6 protein-coding genes are annotated in these 3,511 nt (G+C 50.1%); 1 reads left to right on the top strand and 5 read right to left on the bottom strand.

What is annotated here, in order from left to right:
* Positions 1 to 122: 122 nt before the first annotated feature.
* Positions 123 to 299 carry a hypothetical protein gene (locus tag BM225_RS21935; RefSeq protein ID WP_177218685.1) on the top strand — a complete coding sequence of 59 codons (177 nt, stop codon included), beginning with the start codon at positions 123 to 125 and terminating at the stop codon, positions 297 to 299.
* 276 nt (positions 300 to 575) lie between these two features.
* Here BM225_RS21935 and BM225_RS21745 read toward each other — a convergent pair whose 3' ends face one another.
* The 5 genes from BM225_RS21745 to BM225_RS21345 form a co-directional block, all read right to left on the bottom strand.
* Entirely contained in the window at positions 576 to 1,319 is a 744-nt protein-coding gene (locus BM225_RS21745) for a hypothetical protein (protein WP_143095447.1), read from the bottom strand.
* Between the two features lie 31 nt (positions 1,320 to 1,350).
* Positions 1,351 to 1,728 (bottom strand): GntR family transcriptional regulator, encoded by a 378-nt coding sequence (locus BM225_RS21360; RefSeq protein ID WP_072705908.1) that lies wholly within the window; start codon positions 1,726 to 1,728, stop codon positions 1,351 to 1,353.
* Positions 1,729 to 1,777: 49 nt separating this feature from the next.
* A complete protein-coding gene (locus BM225_RS21355; protein ID WP_218157096.1) occupies positions 1,778 to 2,083 on the bottom strand; it encodes a winged helix domain-containing protein in 306 nt (101 codons plus the stop codon).
* A gap of 99 nt (positions 2,084 to 2,182) precedes the next feature.
* The gene (locus tag BM225_RS21350) at positions 2,183 to 2,368 is read right to left on the bottom strand and encodes a helix-turn-helix transcriptional regulator (RefSeq protein ID WP_218157095.1); all 186 of its coding nucleotides are present in this window, start codon (positions 2,366 to 2,368) and stop codon (positions 2,183 to 2,185) included.
* 102 nt (positions 2,369 to 2,470) lie between these two features.
* Positions 2,471 to 3,367, bottom strand: coding sequence for a hypothetical protein (locus tag BM225_RS21345; RefSeq protein ID WP_072705909.1), 897 nt, complete (start codon positions 3,365 to 3,367; stop codon positions 2,471 to 2,473).
* Positions 3,368 to 3,511: the final 144 nt, after the last annotated feature.

The following is a 3,511-nucleotide window of genomic DNA, read 5'->3' as shown; positions in this document are numbered from 1 at the left end:
GGGTGTCGTCCTTGGATTAGATTGAGTCTTGCAACCCGACCTTACCAAGAAACCCAATGGCCACCTGAAGCTACACCACCTCCGTGGACGTCACCAAGCCTAGTGCTTGGAGGAAGGGAAGTATGACCGAAGTTTTGGTCGCTTCTTCCGTTTGTGCTTGTCGCTCTGCTACCTTAGAACGCGCAGATAGGGCGTTAATCTGTTCGATGAATTCCATCTTAAATCCTGCATCTATGATGAGTGTTCAAAAATCGGCACTCGCTAAAAATATCCTTTTAGTAGTGACCTGTAACTTTTGATTCAACAAGTGGGCGAATTCAGACCTGTGTGCTTGTGTGGAGGAAAACGGAAGCAGAGCCCCCACGAGGCTGCGGCGCTTAAGTGGTACCCTATGGCTAATACAATGTGCTCGGATTCCGTGCAGGGCAGGGCCGGTTCCTTGGCTCAGTATTTGGGCAGGTCAGCCCCTTTTTATGGGGCAGCGAAAAACCCCTTGTCCCGAAAGCTGGGCAGGGGTCGCACGCTTTTGGGGACGGGGATTTATTTTGATCTTGTCTCGGCAAGCAGTTTAGAACTCATGTGAAGTTCAACACACTCCGCTCAGAGAAGCCTTCATCTAGCGCGATTGACTTTACAGCGTTCGGCATCACTGTGACTTCACGTTCTCCGTGGCTGGGCCGATAGGCGAGGATTTGGTCTTTGGTGACAAATGCTGAAGCGAGGAATGCTCTGCCTTCGGCGCGATAGGGCGGGTTTGCAAAATGTTCTGCCTGAGCCCGCTCTAAACTCCAACAGTACCCGCCTCTAATTGCTTGTAAGGCGGTTTCTTCCGAATTTGCTACTACGCCTCGCCAGACTTTTAGCCTTCCTGAAAGCAATAAAAACGCCGGATAAGCATCGCCGCACAAAACTTCGGTTTTGTGAGAGCGTGATACTGCTACGGCGGCAGTCAGAAAGGGCTCTTGCCTGTATTGACTAGCGCGTTCGTGTAGGCATTCACGAACCATTTCCCAATAAAGTCTGTCTGAAGCCTCGGTTTTCGGAAGATGAGGTTCTATCGTTTTCACTAAATATTCGGCTGAATATTTGGTGCTGACTATATCAGAAAAGTAGCCTCTAGGCCGCTCCAGAGTTGGTGGTGCATTAAAGTCTGGGAGAGCGCCCACATACTCTTCAAGTGTTCCATCGTCCTCATGAACTGTGAAAGGAAGAATTTCCCTAAAGAAGGGATGTTCGAACCAATTCCTATCTCCAATAACACAGCAGTATTTTTGCAGACCAGGTGGTATGTCATCTTTTGTTCTGTAAATCGGCATCATTTTTTCTCGCAAATTTGATCATAGAATAGACTCACTTTTGCCTGTAATCGCAAGTAGGGGGGGTGCCATCTGGCGCATGCAAGTGGGTCAGCCGCCATTCTGTTGCGCGGCCTTTTCCCTCAAGCCCCAATGATGCCCTTCGCGTCGCCACGATGAAGCCTTTCGTTTCTAGTTCTTGGTAGTACTTGCAGACCGTGTTTCGGCTGATGCCGAGTGCGTCGCCAGCTTCCCGGCTTGGCAGATAGATCCGGCCATTGTTCTTGCCGTTAAAACGCATGCAGAGGCGCAAAAGAAGCGCCTGTGCGGTAGGTGAGAGCGCTAGGCGCTCCCACTCGTGGAGAAGGCTGTAATCCAGTCTGACGAACCGTGTTTTGCCTCTCTTGTCCTGTTTGTACTCTTTGGCGCACATCAGAATTTGTCCCAGTAGTACCAGAGAAGGAAGAGCAGCAGTGTGAACATCAGGCGCTTCCGTCCTTGATCGGTGAGACCGCACATCGAAGTACGTAGCGCCCATGGGTGCCGGAGAATGGTCCACCGTGGGTTTCATGGATTGTTTCTATTGGCAGACCCAGCTTGCGCAGATTGTGGATGTAGGCGCTCCAGCGCGGGGCTGGATTCTCGATTGGCGTGCAGCCCTCTTTGCCAGCGCTACGGAGACATTCAAGCGCCCAGCGGTCGCGGCCTTTTACGACAAAACATATCTTCATGCCGTTCGAGTTTTGGTAGGAGTAGGCGCGGTTGCCCCAAGAGTAGATTGGAGTCATAGCGGGTTCGTTCCCTTCTATTGATTGAGAAGGGGCATGCGAATAGAATCTTGCTTTGAGTGTATCGATTACTTCGCCGCCCCTAAGTGGGTGGCGATTTTATTTCGAGCGTTGGGCTTTGGCTTCTTCCCATGCTTCGATTTCGGATAGCGCCCAGCGGGTGCAGCCTTCGCTGAACTGTATAGGCTTGGGGAAATTTTTGTCATTTTGAACCCAGCGCCAAGGGGTTGTACGATGCACGCTATAGCGCTGGGCGACTTGTTGAGCGGAAAGGTATGTCTTCACCAGATCGTCTCCATTGATTGCGATTGGTTGCAATCTTATGGAACGAGTCGCGGGAAAAAACTGGGATGAATGGGGAAAAACTATAGAGCAATAAATACCAGTTTATTCCCGCTTAACCCCCACTTCTTCAAGGGCAGTTCTAAGAGTTTTCCGGTCACATCCTAGTTCTCTAGCCGCGTGAGAAAGTGTGACTTCTTCGAACCCTAGCGGCCAACGTTCATTAAAACGTTCTACTAAGTTCGGGATTCGCGGGCGCCCCTTGGGGCGCTTCATGTTTTCCGGAAGTTCATCAAAAGACCTTGCCCGCTTCTCAATGAGAGGAAAACGACGAAAGAGTAGCTTTCGCTGTTCCTCAGTACTCATGCTCCACAGTCTGTTTATGTCGAAGGAGAAAGTCCATTCGACATGCTCTCGCAGCGAAGCCAAAAGATTTTCTTCATCAAAACCCACATACCATCCGGCAAACTCGTAGCAGAAGGCCCGAAATTCGTGGGAAAATTGCCCACCGATTTTGTCCATCTCTCGGATGAGTCTGCGTCGTCTTGATGGGAGTGTCAGAAATGAAAACTTATACTCGTGGGGCGTGCTCACGCGTCCTGTTTTCAAAGAAATATTTGCGAATGGACCATCGAAGTAAACCGAAGCATAATCTTGGGCGATGCTTTTATCGTTCAGCGCAAGCGCCGCTAACCCGTCTGCGCCTAGTAAAGGAAACTTCGTTTGTAACTTGCGTTCAAATATTGCCGACGAAGTTTTTAAACTCTGGTATTTGGGATGGCATAGAAAAACGTCACGGGAGTAGTACCTGAAAAAAACTAAGGTGAAGCTTGCCATTGCCGCACACTGCAATAGTGCCGGAGAGACGTCATCGTCATTTGAGAATGCATCAAGACTATATGGGTCAGCGCCCAACGCCGCGATTTCTTGGTGCACAGCGTTGCTCAATAGCTCTGTTGCCTTAGCGAGAGAGACCAAGTCTCTACCGACTATGTCGACCATTTTTCGTCCACTCCGGAATTAAGAAAAACTTGCCACGCAGAGCTCATCTGTACGCCTTCGGCGAGGGCCGTCTTAGCGCATTGAGGAATTAGGCTTAAGGCATGGCTTATGTCATGTTTAAGCAACTTCCCCACCGTCGAGGTT

The organism is Donghicola eburneus, assembly GCF_900115865.1.
GTDB classification, from domain to species: domain Bacteria; phylum Pseudomonadota; class Alphaproteobacteria; order Rhodobacterales; family Rhodobacteraceae; genus Donghicola; species Donghicola eburneus.
This window is presented reverse-complemented; position numbering and strand designations above follow the sequence as displayed.

Bases quoted from the DNA above. Each gene is read 5' to 3' on its own strand.
- BM225_RS21935 (WP_177218685.1), top strand. From the start codon at position 123: ATGACCGAAGTTTTGGTCGCTTCTTCCGTTTGTGCTTGTCGCTCTGCT.
- BM225_RS21745 (WP_143095447.1), bottom strand. From the start codon at position 1,319: ATGATGCCGATTTACAGAACAAAAGATGACATACCACCTGGTCTGCAA.
- BM225_RS21360 (WP_072705908.1), bottom strand. From the start codon at position 1,728: ATGTGCGCCAAAGAGTACAAACAGGACAAGAGAGGCAAAACACGGTTC.
- BM225_RS21355 (WP_218157096.1), bottom strand. From the start codon at position 2,083: ATGACTCCAATCTACTCTTGGGGCAACCGCGCCTACTCCTACCAAAAC.
- BM225_RS21345 (WP_072705909.1), bottom strand. From the start codon at position 3,367: ATGGTCGACATAGTCGGTAGAGACTTGGTCTCTCTCGCTAAGGCAACA.